Annotated in this window: 20 protein-coding genes; 15 read left to right on the top strand and 5 right to left on the bottom strand. The window is 33.3% G+C overall.

Annotated elements, in window-relative coordinates; genetic code table 11:
- Position 1 precedes the first annotated feature (1 nt).
- On the top strand, positions 2-1,627 hold the full coding sequence (pruA, locus tag C8D80_RS05670; protein ID WP_133608279.1) for an L-glutamate gamma-semialdehyde dehydrogenase: 1,626 nt from the start codon (positions 2-4) through the stop codon (positions 1,625-1,627).
- A gap of 75 nt (positions 1,628-1,702) precedes the next feature.
- Here pruA and C8D80_RS05675 read toward each other — a convergent pair whose 3' ends face one another.
- Together C8D80_RS05675 and rsmG are read right to left on the bottom strand one after the other, a co-directional pair.
- Complete coding sequence (locus C8D80_RS05675) at positions 1,703-2,188, bottom strand: phosphoribosylaminoimidazolesuccinocarboxamide synthase (protein WP_133608281.1); 486 nt, start codon at positions 2,186-2,188, stop codon at positions 1,703-1,705.
- A 19-nt stretch (positions 2,189-2,207) separates the two neighbouring features.
- Positions 2,208-2,837, bottom strand: a complete 630-nt coding sequence (gene rsmG, locus C8D80_RS05680) for a 16S rRNA (guanine(527)-N(7))-methyltransferase RsmG (RefSeq protein ID WP_133608284.1) — start codon at positions 2,835-2,837, stop codon at positions 2,208-2,210.
- Positions 2,838-2,945: 108 nt separating this feature from the next.
- Here rsmG and C8D80_RS05685 point away from each other — a divergent pair, with 108 nt between their 5' ends.
- From C8D80_RS05685 to C8D80_RS05725, 9 genes are all read left to right on the top strand, one after another.
- Complete coding sequence (locus tag C8D80_RS05685; protein ID WP_133608286.1) at positions 2,946-4,040, top strand: fatty acid desaturase family protein; 1,095 nt, start codon at positions 2,946-2,948, stop codon at positions 4,038-4,040.
- A gap of 59 nt (positions 4,041-4,099) precedes the next feature.
- Positions 4,100-5,284, top strand: coding sequence for a pyridoxal phosphate-dependent aminotransferase (locus C8D80_RS05690; RefSeq protein WP_133608288.1), 1,185 nt, complete (start codon positions 4,100-4,102; stop codon positions 5,282-5,284).
- A gap of 167 nt (positions 5,285-5,451) precedes the next feature.
- The gene (locus C8D80_RS05695; RefSeq protein ID WP_133608290.1) at positions 5,452-7,323 is read left to right on the top strand and encodes a peptidase U32 family protein; all 1,872 of its coding nucleotides are present in this window, start codon (positions 5,452-5,454) and stop codon (positions 7,321-7,323) included.
- Between the two features lie 72 nt (positions 7,324-7,395).
- A complete protein-coding gene (locus C8D80_RS05700) occupies positions 7,396-7,974 on the top strand; it encodes a Crp/Fnr family transcriptional regulator (RefSeq protein WP_133608292.1) in 579 nt (192 codons plus the stop codon).
- Between the two features lie 216 nt (positions 7,975-8,190).
- On the top strand, positions 8,191-8,907 hold the full coding sequence (locus C8D80_RS05705) for a pirin family protein (RefSeq protein WP_133608294.1): 717 nt from the start codon (positions 8,191-8,193) through the stop codon (positions 8,905-8,907).
- 11 nt (positions 8,908-8,918) lie between these two features.
- The gene (locus tag C8D80_RS05710; RefSeq protein WP_133608296.1) at positions 8,919-9,446 is read left to right on the top strand and encodes an NADPH-dependent FMN reductase; all 528 of its coding nucleotides are present in this window, start codon (positions 8,919-8,921) and stop codon (positions 9,444-9,446) included.
- 60 nt (positions 9,447-9,506) lie between these two features.
- Positions 9,507-10,379: an ACP S-malonyltransferase gene (gene fabD / locus C8D80_RS05715; protein ID WP_133608299.1), complete on the top strand. Its 873-nt coding sequence runs from the start codon at positions 9,507-9,509 to the stop codon at positions 10,377-10,379.
- A gap of 82 nt (positions 10,380-10,461) precedes the next feature.
- Positions 10,462-11,139 carry a peptidoglycan DD-metalloendopeptidase family protein gene (locus C8D80_RS05720; RefSeq protein ID WP_133608300.1) on the top strand — a complete coding sequence of 226 codons (678 nt, stop codon included), beginning with the start codon at positions 10,462-10,464 and terminating at the stop codon, positions 11,137-11,139.
- Between the two features lie 50 nt (positions 11,140-11,189).
- Complete coding sequence (locus C8D80_RS05725; protein WP_242004809.1) at positions 11,190-11,444, top strand: hypothetical protein; 255 nt, start codon at positions 11,190-11,192, stop codon at positions 11,442-11,444.
- A gap of 41 nt (positions 11,445-11,485) precedes the next feature.
- Here the strand turns inward: C8D80_RS05725 and C8D80_RS05730 are convergent, their stop codons facing one another.
- The 3 genes from C8D80_RS05730 to C8D80_RS05740 form a co-directional block, all read right to left on the bottom strand.
- The gene (locus tag C8D80_RS05730) at positions 11,486-12,952 is read right to left on the bottom strand and encodes a hypothetical protein (protein ID WP_133608304.1); all 1,467 of its coding nucleotides are present in this window, start codon (positions 12,950-12,952) and stop codon (positions 11,486-11,488) included.
- 88 nt (positions 12,953-13,040) lie between these two features.
- The gene (gene galE, locus C8D80_RS05735; protein WP_133608306.1) at positions 13,041-14,057 is read right to left on the bottom strand and encodes a UDP-glucose 4-epimerase GalE; all 1,017 of its coding nucleotides are present in this window, start codon (positions 14,055-14,057) and stop codon (positions 13,041-13,043) included.
- A 50-nt stretch (positions 14,058-14,107) separates the two neighbouring features.
- Positions 14,108-15,235 carry a DegT/DnrJ/EryC1/StrS family aminotransferase gene (locus C8D80_RS05740; protein WP_133608308.1) on the bottom strand — a complete coding sequence of 376 codons (1,128 nt, stop codon included), beginning with the start codon at positions 15,233-15,235 and terminating at the stop codon, positions 14,108-14,110.
- A 98-nt stretch (positions 15,236-15,333) separates the two neighbouring features.
- Between C8D80_RS05740 and C8D80_RS05745 the strand changes: the two genes are divergently transcribed.
- From C8D80_RS05745 to C8D80_RS05765, 5 genes are all read left to right on the top strand, one after another.
- Positions 15,334-16,566: a 3-deoxy-D-manno-octulosonic acid transferase gene (locus C8D80_RS05745; protein ID WP_133608310.1), complete on the top strand. Its 1,233-nt coding sequence runs from the start codon at positions 15,334-15,336 to the stop codon at positions 16,564-16,566.
- Positions 16,566-17,015 (top strand): GNAT family N-acetyltransferase, encoded by a 450-nt coding sequence (locus C8D80_RS05750; protein ID WP_133608312.1) that lies wholly within the window; start codon positions 16,566-16,568, stop codon positions 17,013-17,015. Before C8D80_RS05745 ends, C8D80_RS05750 begins: the two co-directional genes overlap by 1 nt.
- A gap of 10 nt (positions 17,016-17,025) precedes the next feature.
- Positions 17,026-19,179 (top strand): S46 family peptidase, encoded by a 2,154-nt coding sequence (locus tag C8D80_RS05755; protein WP_133608314.1) that lies wholly within the window; start codon positions 17,026-17,028, stop codon positions 19,177-19,179.
- A gap of 163 nt (positions 19,180-19,342) precedes the next feature.
- Positions 19,343-19,549, top strand: a complete 207-nt coding sequence (locus C8D80_RS05760) for a hypothetical protein (RefSeq protein ID WP_026724294.1) — start codon at positions 19,343-19,345, stop codon at positions 19,547-19,549.
- A 118-nt stretch (positions 19,550-19,667) separates the two neighbouring features.
- Positions 19,668-19,895, top strand: coding sequence for a hypothetical protein (locus tag C8D80_RS05765; RefSeq protein WP_133608316.1), 228 nt, complete (start codon positions 19,668-19,670; stop codon positions 19,893-19,895).
- Positions 19,896-19,934 lie beyond the last annotated feature (39 nt).

A 19,934-nucleotide genomic window follows, 5' to 3' on the forward strand; every position in this document is an offset into this window, starting at 1 on the left:
CATGTTAAAAGGATTTTTTAATGTCCCAAAAGCGGTTAACGAACCCGTAAAATCGTACGCACCAGGTTCTCCTGAAAGAGCAGCCGTTGCAGCAACTTATACAAAAATGTGGAATTCTCAAGTAGAAGTTCCTTTATATATTGGTAGCGAAGAAATTAAAACGGGCGATACCAAAAAAATGTCAGCTCCACATGATCATCAACATATTGTAGGTGTTTATCATCAAGCAGACAGAGCCTTAGTTGAAAAAGCAATCACCGAAGCATTAGAAGCTCGTAAAAAATGGGCAGCTATGGCGTGGGAAAACAGAGCTGGAATTTTCTTAAAAGCAGCTGAATTATTAGCAGGTCCTTACCGAGCTAAAATCAATGCAGCGACTATGATTGCTCAATCAAAAACAATTCACCAAGCAGAAATTGATTCAGCTTGTGAGTTGATTGATTTCTTACGTTACAACGTAGAATTCATGACTAAAATATATGCAGACCAACCAGCCTCTACATCAGACATGTGGAACCGTGTTGAATACAGACCATTAGAAGGTTTTGTATACGCAATTACTCCTTTTAACTTTACTGCCATTGCTGGAAACTTACCTTCAAGTGCTGCGTTAATGGGGAATGTTGTAGTTTGGAAACCAGCTGCAACACAAGTATATTCTGCTAATGTAATCATGCAAGTTTTCAAAGAAGCAGGTTTACCAGATGGTGTTATCAATATGGTAATGGGTGATTCTGGAATGGTTTCTGACGTAGTTTTATCAAGTCCACATTTAGCTGGAGTTCACTTTACAGGTTCAACTGGTGTTTTCAATGACATTTGGAAAACTATCGGAAACAACATTGCTACTTACAAAACATATCCAAGAATCGTTGGAGAAACAGGTGGAAAAGATTTCATTATTGCTCATCCATCAGCAAATCCAGCGCAAGTTGCAGTAGGAATTGCTCGTGGCGCTTTTGAATTCCAAGGGCAAAAATGTAGTGCTGCATCTCGTGTTTATTTACCACAAAGTTTATGGCCAGCAGTTCAAGCAAAATTAGAAGCTGATTTGAAATCGATGAAAATGGGTTCTCCAGAAGATATGAGTAATTTCATTACAGCAGTTATTTCAGAAGCTTCATTTGATAAATTAGCGCGCTACATTGACCAAGCTAAAAATGATAGCGATGCAGAAATAATCATGGGTGGAAATTATGATAAATCAAAAGGATATTTCATTGAACCAACGGTTATCTTAACTACAAATCCAAAATACAATACGATGTGTACGGAATTATTCGGACCAGTAGTTACAATTTATATTTACGAAGATGCAAAATGGTCTGAAACATTAAAATTAGTTGACGAAACTTCAGAATACGCTTTAACAGGCGCAGTATTTAGCCAATGTCGTTATGCGGTGGAAGAAGCAACAGTGGCTTTACAAAATGCCGCTGGAAACTTCTACATCAACGATAAACCAACAGGTGCTGTTGTAGGAATGCAACCATTTGGAGGCGCAAGAGGTTCAGGAACTAACGATAAAGCAGGTTCATCTCAAAACTTATTGCGTTGGGCTTCTGTTAGAACTATCAAAGAAACATTCGTAACACCAGAAGATTATAAATATCCGTTTTTAGGATAGTTCAAAATACGAAATAGAAATAAAAAACCCGATTTTCAGTTGAGAATCGGGTTTTTTTATTTTATTATTTAAAAATTATAACAACTTTTCAGCTTTCATAATTTGTAAAGCTTTTTTAGTCTCAGATTCGCCATTATCTAATAATCCAGGCAATAAAATCAGTCTAGTTTTCAAATTTCCTTTCTCATCTTCAAAAATGACTTCAAATCTTGAGCGAGTCGCTCCAAATTTAGCATCATAAAATTTCACTTCTTTAATTTTATTTCTCTCTATAATTGGAGTTGCTGAAAAATTTAAACTTTGCTTGATTTTGAATAACAAATAAATTACGAAAGAACCATTAAATAGAAACGTAGCAATTTTATTCTCTTGAAAAGCTTTAAAAGCAAAAAAGAATAAAAAAAGAACTATTATTGAATAAATAACCAAAATCCTTGAAATTTTATCTCCAACAAAGAACTCAGAAAATTTACCAACAGCACCATCTCGCGTCAAAATGATTTTCTCTGATAATATTTGACAAAAACCTGATTTAGTTCTAAATGTATTTTCTTGTTCCATAAAATATTTACTGAAATTCTTATTTCTTATACTTCAAAGGCAAATGCACCACTTTCTTAGTTTCAAAAAATTCATCAGTAAAGAAATCCGATAAATTATATTCTGTTGCTTTTGGAAAAGCTTTTAATTCTTCGGTTAAATCACCACCTTTTAAATATAAAATTCCGTTGGCTAATTCGTGATTTTGTTTTTTCGAAACTTTATCATCTACCCAACTTACAAAATCAGGCATATTGGTTACCGCGCGACTTACTATGAAATCGAATTCTTGTTTGACTAATTCGGCACGTTTTTGTTCGGCTTTTACGTTTTTTAATCCTAAACCAGCAGCAACTTCATTGACTACTTTAATTTTTTTCGCAATAACATCAATCAAGTAAAAATCAACTTCTGGATGCAAAATCGCCAATGGAATTCCAGGAAAACCACCACCAGTTCCCACATCCATAATTCTTGAACCTGGACGGAATTCGATAATTTTTGCAATTCCTAACGAATGCAAAACGTGACGCGTGTATAATTCGTCGATATCTTTTCTTGAAATCACATTAATTTTCGCATTCCAATCCTCATATAACGATTGCAATTTTTGAAACTGAAGTATTTGATTCTCAGATAAATCAGGAAATTGCTTTAAAATCTCTTCCATTAGTTAAATTTTGCACAAAAATACGCTTTTTGGTGAATAAAAAATGACGAATATCATAAATGAAAAAATTATAATAATTATCTTTGACGAAATTTGAATAGAATATTTATGAGTACGACAACCCCGATTTTCTCAAAAGAAGATAATCTGAAATTTTTCAGAACATTAAATAAAAGAGTAAACGATTATTTTAAAGAAAATAAAATTGACAAAACAGGAAACTGGAAGCTTCACTTGAAAACCATTGTGATGTTTGGTCTTTTCCTAACACCATACTTCTTCCTATTAGCTATGGATATGCCTTTTTGGACTTATTTATTGCTAAACGTGGTAATTGGAATTGGAATGGCTGGCGTTGGAATGAATGTAATGCACGATGGTAATCACGGTGCTTATTCAAACAAATCTTGGGTAAACAAATTAATGGGTGGAAGTATCTATATCTTAGCCGGAAATGTTTACAACTGGCAAGTTCAACACAATGTTTTACACCACACGTATACCAACATCATTGGTCACGATGAAGATTTAGAAGCGGGAAGAATTTTACGTTTTTCAAAAACAGCTAAATGGTACAGTCACCACAGATTCCAACATTATTATTCTGTTTTCTTATACGGATTATTAACGTTCAACTGGGCCATAACAACTGATTTCCTTCAAATGAAACGTTACTTAAAAAGAAATTTATCATATGGTGAATTCAAAAAACCAACCATTCTTTGGACAACATTAGTGATTACAAAAATAATCTACTTTTCAATTTGGTTAGTTTTACCAATGGTTTTAGGAGTTACTTGGTGGAAAGTTATCTTAGGCTTCGTAGTGATGCATTATACTGCTGGATTAATTTTAAGTGTAGTATTCCAATTAGCTCACGTAGTAGAAGACACTATTAATCCTATTCCAGATGAAAGCGGAGAAATCGAAAACACTTGGGCTATTCACCAATTGTTCACAACGGCTAACTTCGCACCAAAAAACTGGATTGTAAATTATTATACTGGTGGATTAAATCACCAAATTGAACACCATATTTTCCCTAACATTAGTCATATACACTACGACAAAATTGCTGAAATTGTAAAACAAACAGCAGCGGAATGTAACTTACCGTATCACGAGTTCAAAACGACTCGAGCGGCAATCGCATCTCACTTCAAACATTTGAGAGATCTAGGAAGAAAACCACAATTAGCATAAATAAAGTAAGAGACGCGAGGAATCGCGTCTTTTGTATTAACTATAATAACTAACACACAATGAACCCGTTATCGGACAGAATCAACAACTTAGCTGTTTCACAAACATTAGCAATGGCAGCTTTGGCAAGAGAATTAAAAGCACAAGGAAAAGACATTATTAGCCTTAGTTTAGGAGAACCAGATTTCAACACACCTGACTTCATTAAAGAAGCTGCAAAAAAAGCTATCGACGAAAACTACAGTACGTATACTCCAGTAGAAGGTTACTTAGAATTGAAAGAAGCGATTTGCAAAAAATTCAAAAGAGATAATAATTTAGACTACAAACCATCACAAATTGTAGTTTCAACTGGAGCAAAACAATCATTATACAACATTGCACAAGTAATGTTAAACGATGGTGACGAAGTAATTCTTCCTGCTCCATATTGGGTTTCATATTTCGAAATTATCAAGCTTTCTGGCGGAGTTCCTGTTGAAGTTCCTACTTCTGTTGAAAGCGATTTCAAAATCACACCAGAACAATTAGAAGCAGCCATCACACCAAAAACAAAAATGATGTGGTTCAGTTCACCTTGCAACCCAAGTGGTTCGGTTTATAATCGTGAAGAATTAACTGCTTTAGCTAAAGTTTTAGAAAAACATCCACACGTATATGTAGTTTCAGATGAAATCTACGAACACATCAACTTTTCGGGAACATTTTGCAGTATTGGGTCTATCCCAGGAATGTTAGAAAGAACAATCACTGTTAATGGAGTAGCAAAAGCATTCGCTATGACAGGATGGAGAATTGGATATATTGGTGCACCAGAATTTATCGCAAAAGCGTGTACAAAAATTCAAGGTCAAGTTACTTCTGGAGCTAATTCTATTGCCCAAAGAGCTACTATAACAGCTCTTGAAGCAGACCCAAGTGTATTAAACGAAATGGTTTCTGCTTTCAAAAGCCGTAGAGATTTAGTTGTTGGATTAGTAAACCAAATTCCGGGATTCAAATTGAATGTTCCTGAAGGAGCATTTTATGTTTTCCCTGATGTATCTTACTATTTTGGAAAAACCATCAAAGGAACCGAAATCAAAAATGCAACTGATTTCTCAATGTTCTTATTAGCAGAAGCAAATGTTGCAACTGTAACTGGAGATGCTTTTGGAAATCCAAATTGTATTCGTTTCTCATACGCAACCAGCGAAGCTTTATTAACAGAAGCAATGAGAAGAATCAAAGAAGCAGTTTCTTAAATCACAAACAAATATATTAGCACGAATTGATTTATTAAATTAAACCAATTCGTGTTTTTTTATGCTCTAAATTCAAAAAAAGCGAACTTGAATTAGAAATCTTGGATTTTTTATAAGAACTTTGCACACTTTTTTTCGGCAAATCCCGAAAGATTAAAGATTTACAAATGAAGAAGAAGATTGAAATTTTAGCACCTGCAAAAAACTTAGTACAAGGAATTGCTGCTATTAACAGTGGTGCCGATGCGGTTTATATTGGCGCTCCTTTATATGGTGCTCGATCAAACGCTACCAATTCTGTGGAAGATATTGCCGAGTTGGTTAAATACGCACATTTATATAACGCTCAGGTTTTTGTAGTTATCAATACGATTTTATACGATAACGAATTAGAACCTTGTCGTCAATTGATTTGGAAATTGTACGATATTGGCGTGGATGCTTTAATCATTCAAGACATGGCGATTATGGAAATGGAGTTACCTCCTATCGTATTGCATGCTAGTACGCAAACCAACAATCGTGATGCAGATAAAATTAAATTCTTAGCGGATGCTGGAATCAAACGTGTGGTTTTAGCGCGTGAGTTGAACTTACACCAAATCAAAGAAATCCGTGAAGCTTCTGATGTAGAATTAGAATTCTTCGTTACGGGTGCTTTATGTGTTTCGTTTAGTGGAAATTGCTATATGAGTGTTGCCAATGGCGAACGTTCGGCAAACCGTGGTTCTTGCGCACAAAACTGTCGTTTACCATACAACTTGATTGACGGAAATGGCGACACTTTAATCAAAAATAGTCACTTACTTTCAATTAAAGATTTTGATGTTTCGGACCAAATTCCAAATTTAGTTGAAGCTGGAATTGTTTCGTTCAAAATTGAAGGTCGTTTAAAAGATATCGTTTACGTTAAAAATAACGTTTCATATTTACGTCAGAAACTAGATGCTTTCTTAAACGAAAATAGCGACAAATACACCAAAGCTTCTTCTGGAAAATGTACTTATTTATTCGATTCATCATTAGACAGAACGTTCAATCGCGGTTATACCGATTATTTTGTAAACGAAAGACATCAATCTATCGGTTCTTGGGAAAGCCCAAAATCAAAAGGACAATACATTGGAAAACTAATTAAAACCGTTGGGAATTCATACGAAATTGAAAATGGTGAGTTATTAAACAATGGAGACGGATTGTGTTTCATAAACGAAAACAACGAAGCCGAAGGAATTTACGTTAACCGTGCCGAAAACGGAATCATATATCCAAACGTATTAAAAGAAATCAAGGAAGGCACTTTCATTTATAGAAATAACGATGCCGCTTTCATTAAGTTAGTAGAAAGAGAAGATAGTGCGGTTCGAAAAATTAGCACAACTTTAGTGTTAAAAGAAAACGAAACTGGTTTTGAATTAATCGCTACAGATGAAGATGGAAATGTAAGCGTTGTAAATTTGGTTCACCCAAAAGAGCAAACAAAAAACAACGAATCTTTAGCAGAAAATTTCAAAATCAACTTAGCAAAAACAGGTTTTACACCTTATACTGCTGATGAAATTACAATTGAATTTTCTGGAAATTGGTTTCTTCCGATTTCAAAAATCAATGAAATGCGAAGAACTGTTTACGAACAATTATCAGAAATTCGTTTGAAAAATTATGTTCGTCATGAACATCAAATTGTTAAAACATCACATCCTTATCCAGAAACGAAATTGGATTTCATGTACAATGTTGCCAACAAAACTGCTCGTAAATTTTACGAACGTCATGGTGTAACCGAAATTGAAAAAGCATTCGAATTACAATGGGATCCTGGAAAATCTCGTGTAATGACTACTAAATATTGTATTAAATACGAATTAGAACGTTGCCCAAAATACCATCGTGAAAACATGGATAAAAAAGTAAAAGAACCTTTAGTTTTAAAACAAGGCGAATTGGAATACAAACTAAAATTCAATTGCAAACCATGTGAAATGGAAATTTGGGAAAAAGATGCCGAATTCGAAATTGAAGAAGATCACTTTCATTAATATAGAAACCGATGTTAACCGCATCGGTTTTTCTTTTCTTGAATACCAAAATTAAATCGTATTTTTGGAGTAATGCAATCGATTCTAGAAAATATCGCCAAACATGTTGCTTTAACTCAACAAGAGCAAGAACTATTTTTGTCTAAAACCGAAACTAAACCATTCAAAGCCAAAACCATTTTATTGAGTTCGGGTGAAATTGCTACTTGCACTTATTTTGTGAATTCGGGAATTTTGAGAAGTTTCAATATTAATGATAACATTATCGAACACGTATTGCATTTTGCTTGCGAAGGTTGGTGGATTGGCGATATGTACAGCTACATTTCTGGAAAACCTGGCAATCTATTTTTAGAAGTTTTAGAAGATGCTGAAGTAGTGATTATTACCAAAGAAAATCAACAACAACTTTATCAAGAAATTCCAAAATTAGAACGCTTTTTCAGAATTTTAGCCGAAAACTCCTTAGTTTCTCATCAAGAACGCTTAATGGATAATTTGAGTTTGACTGCCGAAGAACGTTTTGAAAAATTTTGTTCTAAATATCCTACCTTGATTCAGAAAGTTCCTCAAAAACATATCGCTTCTTACATTGGTGTTACACCTGAGTTTTTCAGTAAAATGAAAGCTAGATTGCTGAAAAAAAATTAAAACATATAGTCACATAGTTTTTTTTAAAAGAATCTTCGATTTTAAAAGCCAACATTAGACTCTGTGCAAATGCAATGCTTAAAACTTAAAAAATACTCCGATAAATTTTAAGCTATGTATCTATGTGTTAAAAAAACACTTCTTAATCTAGGTTAAGTGCTCTTCCCTATTCATCGGTGTAAATTTGTATCATAATAATTACTAAATTTATACATTATGAAAAATACAGTTTTACACAAAGCAGATTCAAGAGGACATGCAGATCATGGTTGGTTAAACGCTTACCATAGTTTTAGTTTTGCTAACTGGTACAATCCTGAAAAAATTCAGTTTGGGATGTTGCGCGTTTTAAACGACGATACTGTTGCTGCCGGAATGGGTTTTGGAACTCATCCGCACGATAACATGGAAATTATCACTATTCCACTTGAAGGCGATTTGGCTCACAAAGACAGTATGGGAAATGCCGCAACCATCAAAACAGGCGATGTACAAGTTATGAGTGCTGGAACTGGAATTCAACACAGCGAATTCAATCCAAATCATGACCAACACACAAAATTATTTCAAATTTGGTTATTTCCAAAATACAGAAATGTAGAACCACGTTACCAACAAATTACGCTAGACCAATCGTTACAAAAAAATGACTTTGCGCAAATCTTATCACCAAATGCAGACGATGAAGGAGTTTGGATTCATCAAGATGCTTGGTTTTATTTGAGTGATTTTGACAAGGATTTTTCGAAAAAACTAAGTTTAAAAAAAGAAGGAAACGGTTTCTACATTATGAATATTGAAGGTGAAATCGAAGTAAATGGCGAAAAATTAGAAAGAAGAGACGCCATTGGAATTTGGGCAACCAATGAAATTGAAATCAAGGCGAATACAGCTGCGAAGTTTTTAGTGATGGAAATTCCAATGGAACAATAAATTTTGAATTAATGAAAAAAATCATAGCTTTTGGAGCTTCATCAAGCAAGTCTTCCATTAATAAACAATTAGCTACTTATACTGCAAATCAATTTCAAAATGCTGCAGTAGAAATTTTAGATTTGAACGATTATGAAATGCCCGTTTTTTCAGTGGATAAAGAGAAAGAAAATGGCATTCATCCGTTAGCTCAAGAGTTTTATGCAAAAATTGGAAGTGCTGATTTAATAATAATTTCCTTTGCTGAACATAATGGAAATTTTTCATCAGCATTTAAAAACATATTAGATTGGTCTTCTCGAATAAATGCTAAAACTTTTCAAGAAAAACCAATGTTGTTATTAGCAACTTCTCCTGGTGCTCGTGGTGGAAGTTCGGTTTTAGATATTGCTACTAAACGTTTCCCGTTTCAAGGTGGCATTGTGAAAGGTAGTTTTTCATTACCAAGTTTCAACGATAATTTTGATTCAGAAAAAGGAATCACAAACGAAGAATTAAAAAATCAACTATTGGAAATTGTAAATTCAATCGAATTATAATAAAAATGTTATTTTTGCCTTTCAAGAAAAACTTGAAACTTTAAACTTGAAACAAAATTTATGAAAGCATACGTATTTCCAGGTCAAGGTGCTCAATTCTCAGGAATGGGAAAAGATTTATATGAAAATTCAGCAGTAGCAAAAGAATTATTCGAAAAAGCGAATGAAATATTAGGTTTCAGAATCACCGATATCATGTTCGAAGGAACAGCAGAGGAATTAAAAGAAACGAAAGTAACGCAACCAGCGGTATTTTTACATTCAGTAATTTTAGCAAAAACATTAGACAACTTTAAACCTGAAATGGTTGCCGGACATTCATTAGGTGAATTTTCTGCATTAGTAGCCAATGGTGCTTTATCGTTTGAAGACGGCTTAAAATTAGTTTCACAAAGAGCAATTGCTATGCAAAAAGCCTGCGAAATCACTCCTTCAACAATGGCTGCTGTTTTAAACTTAGAAGATAAAATTGTAGAAGATATTTGTGCATCGATTGATGGTGTTGTTGTAGCTGCAAATTACAACTGCCCAGGACAACTAGTGATTTCTGGAGAATACAAAGCGGTGGAATTAGCTTGCGAAAAAATGAAAGAAGCTGGAGCAAAACGTGCTTTGATTTTACCTGTTGGTGGCGCATTTCACTCACCAATGATGGAACCAGCAAGAGAAGAACTAGCGGCAGCGATTGAAGCTACTACTTTTTCAACTCCGATTTGCCCAGTATATCAAAATGTGACTGCTAGTGCGGTTTCTGACGCAAATGAAATCAAGAAAAATTTAATCATTCAACTAACTGCTCCAGTAAAATGGACACAATCGGTACAACAAATGATTGCTGATGGCGCAACGAGTTTCACAGAAGTTGGTCCAGGAAAAGTATTAGTAGGATTAGTAAATAAAATAGATAAAGAGGTTGAAACGATTTCAGCTTAAAAATTAATAAAATACTTTTAAAATTGAATTCCTCATGAAGTTTTATTCGTGAGGAATTTTTATTTTTGGGAAAAAGAAAAACATGGAAAATATAATTGCACTTTTTAAATCAATTGAAGCGGCTAAAGTTATTGCTCCTGAAATTGATTATTCTGAATACGTTCCTTTGAATTTATCAATAACGAATTCAGAATTAAAGCATCACAAATTAGAAACAGCTCAAGATTATGAAATTTTCATACAAAACCATTTAGATAAAAATCAAAGTAAAATTACTTTTGGCGGTTATATTGAAACCAGAAATTTATACCAAAGAAGTACGGTTTTTAAAAACACCAATTCAGACGAACGCAATATTCACATCGGATTAGATTTGTGGATTAATGAATCAGCTCCAATTCACGCGGCTTTAGACGGAACGATTCATAGTTTTCAAAATAATACCGCTTTAGGTGATTATGGTCCAACTATAATTTTAGCACACGAAATCGAAGGAATTAAATTCCACACACTTTACGGTCATTTGAGCGAAACTAGTTTGAATGGTAAAAAGATTGGAGACATCGTAAAAAAAGGAGAACAAATTGCTACTTTAGGTTTACCACCAATTAATGGCGACTATGCTCCTCATTTGCATTTTCAAATCATTATCGATATGGAAGAAAAAACTGGAGATTATCCTGGAGTTTGTAGTGAAAAAACACTTTCTTTTTACAAATCAAATTGTCCAGACCCTAATTTACTATTAAAAATTATTTGATAGAATTGGCATTAATTTTGTAACTTTATTTTCATAAAACAAATTCAATCATGAAAAAAATATTTTTAGGAATAGCACTCGTAGCTGTCTTATTGTCTTGTAAAGAAGAAACAAAAGAAAAAGTAAAAGAAGCTTCTAAAGCTGTTGGGGCTGATTTAAAACAAGCCGCAGATTCGGCAAAAGTAAAAGCTAAAAAAGCAATTGATTCTTCAAAAGTAGGTGAAAAAGCAAAAGTAATTATTGCAAAAGGAGCTGAACAAGTTGAAAAAGGAGCTAAAAAAGTAAAAGAATCTGTTGAAGAGTAATAAAAAATCCCAAGTTTTAACTACTTGGGATTTTTTTTATTTTACTTTTTCTCAGTATCATATTTCTTTTCAACCGATTTTTCCTGATTTAATTTTTTAGGTCCAATTGGAAATCTTACGTCAACATGTTTTGAAGCTATTGTTCCGTCTTTTTCAAGTACATCTGCTCTATTGGCTACCATATTCCAAGAAAAAGAAACATTAGATTTTCCGTTTTGTAATTCTTTTACTTTAAAACCATTTTTTGTTTTTTCAGTAACGTAAACTCCTTTACAATCGCCTTCTAATTGAATAAAAACTTTCATTGGATGACTTTCATCAACAAAAATATGGTCGCTCATTAATTCATCAATTTTAATATACGCTTCACCATTTACTAATTTTCCTGTTCCAAAATCTTCAAATAGAATTTCTGGTGTTTCCGTTGCGTGAAGAATTCTATTGTTTCCATTTCTATCTTCAACCATAGTAGATAAAGAACCTCCACCTAAAACTTTATAAGAAGTATTGTTATTTCTTGCTCCTACAAAAACAAAATCTGTTGTTGATGTATTGGCATCAAAATAACCTCCGTAAGTAACATCACGTCTTGCAGCAGTACTTCCAGTGAAATAGTTGACATCTTTGCCCGCAATTCTGGCAAAAGGACCATTACTCGTTCCTAAATTATCATCTTGATCATATTCAAAATAAGCTGAAAAATAATCTACTCCAGCACCTTTCCCTACACCTCTAACATGCAAACCTGTAGTCCCTTGACCAGAAACTCCTACCGATTCACCTGGTAATTCTGTAAATGTTGTTCTTCCTCCTACTCCTAAAACTCCCATAACAGTTGAAGTTGCATTTGCTGCTAAATTGGCGCTAATTCCTATAACACCTCTACCTCCATTTGGATCTAAATTACCACCATCAATTACAAATTGTGTATTGGTAGCATTTAAAGCTCTAATAGTTCGTTGTGAATTATTGCTATTTACAAAAAGACCTATTTGTCCTGCGCCTGCATTAATGGTTGTTAACGTATTAGCAATTGGAGTCGTATTTGTTCCTAAAATAACTTGACCGTCATTTTCAACCGTAACTCTATTCGTATTGTTTGTTCTAATTTGGAAATTTTGATTGTCGGTAGTTCCTAAAAAATTAGTACTTGGATTGGTACCTGCATTTCCTGTTAAAGACCAATCTTGACTTGCTGCTAATGGACTAGATTTCAAAGCAACCCATTCTGTTCCTGACCAATAATAGAACCCGGGAGAAACTGCAGTCATTCCAGCTCCAGCAGTTGCCGTATTAAAAATTAGAACTCCTATTGCAATAGGTGCTGGTCCAACTGGTGCCACAACATTGGTAGCCGTAAGAGCAACTCTAGGAATTAATAATCCTCTCGAATTGCTTTCTATTTGCAGTTCAACTCCGTTTTGAACATTCGTTGTACCTATTCCTACTTGAGAAAATACGTTTAAAGTAAATAAGAAACTTGTAACTAAAAGTAATGTCTTTTTCATGATCTGTAAGTTTTAATTACTTGCAGTTACGAAAAGAATAAAAGATTGGTTTTCTTAATTATTAAAAAAGTGGATTTTTAACTTTTGTTTATTTATTCCTGATTTTCATTTCCCATTTCCAAGCACTTGCTAAAGCTTCCTCTAAAGTAGATTGTGCTTTCCAACCTAAAACAGTATTTGCTTTATCAGTATTTGCATAAGCTTCAATTACATCACCTTCTCGTCTTCCTACAATTTGATAATTTAATTTTTGATTAGCTACTTTCTCAAAAGCTGTAATTACTTCTAAAACTGAACTTCCTGTTCCTGTTCCTAAATTAAACGTCTCTACTTTTTCTAAGTTTTGTTTATTCAACAAACGTTGCAAAGCAATTACATGCGCTTTTGCTAAATCTACTACGTGAATGTAATCGCGAATAGCAGTTCCATCTGGTGTAGGATAATCATTTCCAAAAACAGATAGTTTTTCGCGAAGCCCAAATGCAGTTTGTGTAATAAACGGTACTAAATTTTGAGGAACACCTAATGGTAATTCGCCAATTTCAGCTGAAGGATGCGCTCCAATAGGATTAAAATAGCGTAATAAAATAGAATTGATATTGGTTACTTTAGCAACATCTGTAATGATTTCTTCACCTATTTGCTTTGTATTTCCGTAAGGTGACATCGCAGATTGAATAGGCGCATTTTCAGTAATTGGCATTTTTTCAGCTTGACCATAAACTGTGCAAGAAGAACTGAAAATAAAATGAGCTTCAGGTTTTTTCTGTAATTCTTGAAGTAAATACACTAAAGAATTGATGTTGTTTTCGTAATACAACAACGGATTTTCAACACTTTCTCCTACTGCTTTTGAAGCAGCAAAATGAATGACACCTGAAATATCTAGATATTTAGAAAAGAAATTTTGAACAGCCAATTTATCTCGCAAATCGATATTTTCAAACAAAGGTTTTTTTCCTGTAATTCGCTCAATTCCGTCCAAAACATCAATAGATGAATTAGAAAGATTGTCGATTGCAATTACTTCAAACCCTTCATTTTGTAATTCAACAACTGTGTGAGACCCTATAAATCCTAAACCGCCTGTAACCAGTATTTTCATTCTTTTTTATTAAATTGAGAGACGCGATAAATAGCGTCTCTCAATATGAATTAAACAAATTCTAAAACCGAATCTGTAATAAATTTAATTTGTTCGTCATCTAACTCCGTGTGCATTGGCAATGCGATTACTTCTTTTACCAACTGATTGGTAACTGGAAAATCAGCTTCGTTATAACGAGCATCTGCATACGCTTTCTGACTGTGTAATGGAATTGGATAATAAATCGCACAAGGAATTCCTTTAGCTTGTAAATGTTCTAACAATCCATCACGTTTTCCGTTTAAAATACGGATTACATATTGGTGAAATACGTGACAATCACAAGATTCACAAATTGTTGGCGCCCAAATATTAGGATTCACACCCAAAGCCAAACTGTATTTTCTTGCAGCATCTTGACGTGCTTTGTTGTAAGTATCTAAATGTGGTAATTTCGCTTTCAAAACTCCAGCTTGCATACTATCTAAACGAGAATTTACACCTACTACATCATGATGATATCTTTCATACATTCCGTGATTTACGATGCCTCTGATAATATGCGCTAATTTATCATCATTAGTAAAAATTGCACCACCATCGCCATAACAACCTAAGTTTTTAGATGGAAAAAAAGAAGTTGCCGCTACATGACCAATAGTTCCTACTTTCTTTTTAGAACCATCTTTTGATGTGTAATCAGCTCCAATAGCTTGTGCATTATCTTCAATAACATATAAATTATGTTCGCGAGCAATTTCCATAATCGCATCCATATTAGCAGCGCGACCAAACAAATGTACTGGAACAATTGCTTTAGTTTTTGACGTAATAGCTTTACGAATTCCGTCAAGCGAAATATTCATATTGTTCATATCAACATCCACTAAAACTGGAGTTAATTGTAATAACGCAATCACTTCAACTGTAGCTGCGAATGTAAAATCGGCTGTAATTACCTCATCACCAGGTTTCAAATCCAATCCCATCATAGCAATTTGCAACGCATCGGTTCCGTTAGCACATGGAATTACGTGTTTAACTCCCAAATATTTTTCTAAATCGGCCTGAAATTGGTGAACCAAAGGTCCGTTGATGTATGTATTTGTATCTAAAACCTCTTGAATAGAAGCATTTACTTCTTCTTTTATTTTTTCGTATTGACTTTTTAAGTCAACCATTTGCAATTTTTTCATTTGGAATAAAAATTAAGTCTAGCAAAAATAAGAAATTCTATAGTACAAATTTTATCTAACTTAAAAAGAAACGTATTTTAGCACCATAAAATTCAATTATGCTATTTCTATACAACATAATTACGCTTTTAGCAGCCCAACTTTTGAAGATTGTAGCGCTTTTTAGTCCGAAAATGAAACTTTTTGTTGATGGACGAAAATCGACCTTTCAAACTTTAGCTAATAAAATTCAAACTTCGGATAAAACGATTTGGTTTCATGCGGCTTCTTTAGGTGAATACGAACAAGGCTTACCCGTAATTGAAGCAATAAAAGAACAATTTCCAACACATAAAATTGTGGTTACGTTTTTTTCACCTTCGGGTTATGAAGTCAGAAAAAACAATGCAATTGCTGATGTTACAGTTTATTTGCCTTTAGATACGATTTCGAATGCAAAACAATTTGTTGAATTAGTTCATCCAGAAATGGCATTTTTTATCAAATATGAATATTGGCCAAACTATTTAAACGAACTTAAGAAACAACAAATAAAGACTTATCTAATTTCTGGAATTTTACGAGAAAATCAAGCGTTTTTTAAATGGTATGGCGGATTTTACAGAAATGCCTTAAAAACATTTGATTACTTTTTTGTTCAGAATGAAAGCTCAAGAAACCTTCTACAAAGTATTGGATTCAATAACGTAAAAGTTTCTGGCGATACACGTTTTGACCGAGTGGTTTCCATTTTAGAACGAGATAATTCATTGGATTTCATCGAACAATTTAAAAACAATAAAACCACAATAGTCACTGGAAGTTCTTGGCCAAAAGATGAAAGTTTATTGGTGAAATACATCAATCAGAGTTCAGATGAAGTGAAATTTATTATTGCACCACATAATATTAAGTCAGAACAAATTCAGGAATTAAAAAATGTTATTACTAAAAAAACGATTTTGTTTTCCGAAAAAGATAATGTTGATTTATCAAATTCTAACGTTTTCATTATCGACACTATCGGAATTTTAACCAAAATTTATTCCTACGCCGATATTGCTTACGTAGGTGGTGGTTTTGGAAATCCTGGCGTTCATAATATTTTAGAACCTGCTACTTTTGGAGTTCCAGTTGTGATTGGCCCAAATTACTCGCATTTTGCTGAAGCTACCGCATTAGTAAATATGGAAGGATGTATTTCAATTCAGAATCAAACCCAATTAAATGAAGCTTTTGATTTATTACTTCACAACGAAGACGAACGATTAGAAAAAGGGCACATTTGCAGCACATTTGTTCAAATGAATAAAGGAGCGACTAAAACGATTATGAATCATATTTCAGACTAATGACAACCTTCAAACCATTAGAAATAACAGACATTTCAACCATCACTCAAATGATGCAGGATTTTTATGCAATTGATAATTATCCAATGGATGTTGAAGTAGCTAAAAATTTGTTTCATGAATTTATTTCGAATGAACATCTTGGAAAATCTTGGCTGATTTATTCCGAAAATGAAATTGTAGGTTACATCATTCTAACATTTATTTTCAGTTTCGAATATGGTGGAAAAATTGCTTTTGTAGACGAATTATTCATCAAAGAAACCGCTCGTGGAAAAGGAATTGGGAAAGAAGCTATTCAGTTTATTCAGAAAGAAGTTCCTAAATTATCGTTAAAATTACTGTATTTAGAAGTCGAACCGCATAACGAAAACGCACAAAAATTGTATCTTGCACACGATTTTGAATTTCACAATCGAAAATTAATGAAGTACAAAGTCACTAAATAAAATTAAACCTATGAAATTTTTAAAATTACTACTTGTTTTAGTTGTTTTCCAAGTTCAAGCGCAACAAGGAGGCATGTGGATTCCTTCGTTATTAAAAGGAACCAACGAAAAAGAAATGAAAGCTTTGGGAATGAAAATTAGTGCCGATGATATTTATTCGGTAAATAATTCCAGCTTAAAAGATGCCGTTCCTCATTTTGATGGCGGTTGTACAGCGGAAATGATTTCGCCAAAAGGACTTTTATTAACCAATCACCACTGTGGTTATGACAACATTCAAAGTCATTCTACTGTAGAAAACGATTATTTAACGAATGGTTTTTGGGCTTACAAAATGGATGAAGAATTACCAAACAAAGATTTAACGGTAACCTTCATTATTAAAATTGAAGATGTAACTACTAAAATTTTTGAAGGTGTTTTAAATCTTCCTTCGGAAAGTGATAAACAAAAGAAAATCCAACAAAATATTGCGGCTTTAAATAAAAGCTATGCTAGAGAAGCTTGGCAAGAAACAATGATTCGTGCTTTTTACGATGGAAATCAATATTTATTATTTGTAACTGAAACATTTAAAGATGTTCGTTTAGTAGGTGCGCCACCAAGTTCAATTGGGAAATTTGGTTCGGATACTGATAACTGGGTTTGGCCTCGTCACACAGGAGATTTCTCATTATTCAGAATTTATGCTGACAAAAACAATCGTCCTGCTGACTATTCAAAAGACAACGTTCCGTATAAACCAAAACACTTTTTCCCAGTTTCCGCAAAAGGAATTCAGGAAAACGATTTTACAATGGTAATGGGTTATCCTGGAAGAACACAAGAATATTTGCCATCATTCGCTGTGGAACAAATTGTAAATGATTTAAATCCAGCAAAAATTGAAATTCGTGATGCAGCTTTAAAAGTACAAGATGGTTTCATGAGAAAAGACAATGCAATTAAAATTCAGTACGCTTCAAAATATGCAGGTGTTGCGAACTATTGGAAAAAATGGATTGGTGAAACTAAAGGTTTAAAAAAATCAAATGCAGTTGCTGTTAAAAAAGATTTTGAAAAGAAATTCCAAGAAAGAGTTAACAAGGCTGGAAAACAAGCTGAATACGGAACTATTTTAGCTGATTTCGAGAAGAACTATAAAGACATTAGAGAATACGCTATTGCAAGAGATTACTTTACAGAAGTTGTTTTGCGTAATTCAGAAATTTTATCTTTTGGATACCGTTTGTACCAGTTAGAACAAGTATACAATACAAAAGGAGAACAAGCATTTAATGATAGAAAAAATAATTTAATTTCAGGATTTGAAGGTTTATATAAAGATTATAACGCTCAAGTTGATGAGAAAGTTTTTGAACAATTGATCAATTTGTATGCTACAAAATCACCAAAACAGTTTTTACCTGAAAGTTTAAACAATGTTAATGCTTCTGCTTTAACAGCTAGTGTTTTTAGTTCTTCTAAATTAACTAACTTCAATAGTTTGAAAGAATTACTAAATGGTGATGCTAAATCGGTTTTAGAAAAATTAAATCAAGATAAAGGTTATCAATTGGTAAAATCGATTGCAGATAGTTACCAAAAAAATGTAGCTCCTAAGTTTGATGAGATCAATTTAAAAAATATTGCATTACAAAGAACCTACATGAAAGGTATTATGGAATTCTTCCCTAACGATAGAATTTTTCCTGATGCGAACAGTACATTACGTGTAACTTATGGAAAAGTAAAAGGCTACAAACCTAGCGACGCTGTAATTTACGAACCTGTAAGTTATTTAGATGGAGTTATCGAAAAATATATACCTGGCGATTACGAATTTGACGTTCCAAAAAAATTAATCGATTTGTATAATGCGAAAGATTACGGAAGATATGCCGATAAAAACGGGAAAATGCCTTTAGCTTTTATAGCAACAAATCATACTACAGGAGGAAACTCAGGAAGTCCAGCTTTAGATGCAAAAGGAAACCTTATCGGATTGAACTTTGATAGAGTTTGGGAAGGCACAATGAGTGACATTTATTATAGTCCTGAAATATGCAGAAACATTATGGTTGATGCTCGTTATATTCTATTTGTGATTGATAAATTTGCAGGTGCGAAAAACCTTATAGAGGAGATGACGATAGTATATCCTAAGTCTCAAAAAGCCAAATAATTACAAATATTCTTAAAAATAAAAAGTTTGGCACGCCATTTGAAATAAAGCATTTCGGAATCCAGAGAAAAAAAATAAAAAAAAATGTCTAAAAATATTTTGACATGTTAAAAAATTTATATCTTTGCTCCGAATTAATAATTAACCTTTATAATTTAGTAAGATGAAAAAAGTTGTTTTAAGTTTAGCAATTGTTGCTGCTATGTTCGTATCATGTAAAGAAAATGCTGCTGAAGAAACTCCAGCTGTTGACTCAACTGTAGTTGAAACTCCTGCTGTTGAAGAAGCTCCTGTAGCTGATTCTACTGCTGTAGTTGCTGATTCTGCTGCTACTGCTGCACCTGCTGCTGAAGCTGCACCTGCTAAGTAATTTATTGCTGACAGAAAAAATCAAGCTCCACAATGTGGGGCTTTTTTTTAAATATAAAAAAATACAGAATAGTGAAATTCTATTCAAAAAAATTTTAACCTTTTATAATTAAAACAAAATGAAAAAAGTTGTATTAAGTTTAGCAGTTGTTGCTGCTATGTTCGTTTCTTGTAAAGAAGCTGCTGCTGAAGCAGAAACTATGGTTGATTCTACTGCTACTGAAGTAACTGAAACTATTGAAACTGTTGCTGACTCTACTGCTGTAGTTGCTGATTCTGCTGCTGCTAAAGTTGAAGGAGCTGCTGACGCTGCTGTTGAAGCTGTGAAAGAAGAAGTAAAAAAATAATTTTTAATTATTTTACAATAAAAAGTCCCGAAATTCGGG

This window comes from Flavobacterium cheniae, from assembly GCF_004363695.1.
Lineage (GTDB): Bacteria > Bacteroidota > Bacteroidia > Flavobacteriales > Flavobacteriaceae > Flavobacterium > Flavobacterium cheniae.